The 628-nt window shown below is 72.6% G+C and carries 1 protein-coding gene; it reads left to right on the top strand.

The genetic code is table 11. From position 1 onward, the window contains the following. Positions 1 to 628 (top strand): uroporphyrinogen-III C-methyltransferase (cobA, locus tag EN742_RS39455; RefSeq protein WP_245492356.1); only part of this gene is annotated, 628 nt, incomplete at both ends.

The following is a 628-nucleotide window of genomic DNA, read 5'->3' as shown; positions in this document are numbered from 1 at the left end:
GCGCAGATGCTGCGCGGCCGCATCGATCGCATGCTGTCGCCGTCGCTCGGCGCGCTGGCCACGCTTGCCGCGTCCTTTCGCGGCGCCGCCGAGCGCTTGCCCAAGGGCACCGGCCGCCGCCGCTTCTGGCGCGACTTCTTCGCCGGCGCTCCGGCGCGGGCCGTGGAGGCGGGCGAACTGTCACGGGCGCATGATGCCGCTGTCGAGCTGCTTGTCTCCGACGCGCCGGCCTCGGGCCACATCGCGCTGGTCGGCGCCGGTCCGGGCGCCGAGGATCTGCTCACGCTCAGGGCGCATCGCCTGCTGATGGAGGCCGACGTCATCGTCCATGACGCGCTGGTGCCCGACGCGATCGTCGCCATGGGCCGCCGCGACGCCGAGCGCCTGCCGGTCGGCAAGCGCAAGGGCTGCCATTCCAAGAGCCAGGAAGAGATCAACGCGCTGCTCGTCGAGCTCGGCCGCGAGGGCAAGCGCGTCGTGCGGCTGAAGTCTGGCGACCCGCTGGTGTTCGGCCGCGCCGGCGAGGAAATGGCGGCACTTCGCGATGCCGGCATCGCCTATGAGGTGGTTCCCGGTGTCACCGCGGCCTTCGCCGCCGCCGCCGATTTCGAACTGCCGCTGACGCTGC

It is taken from the genome of Mesorhizobium sp. M4A.F.Ca.ET.020.02.1.1 (assembly GCF_004022645.1).
Lineage (GTDB): Bacteria > Pseudomonadota > Alphaproteobacteria > Rhizobiales > Rhizobiaceae > Mesorhizobium.
Note: the sequence above shows the minus strand (reverse complement) of the source record. Positions and strands in the feature narration are given on the sequence as shown.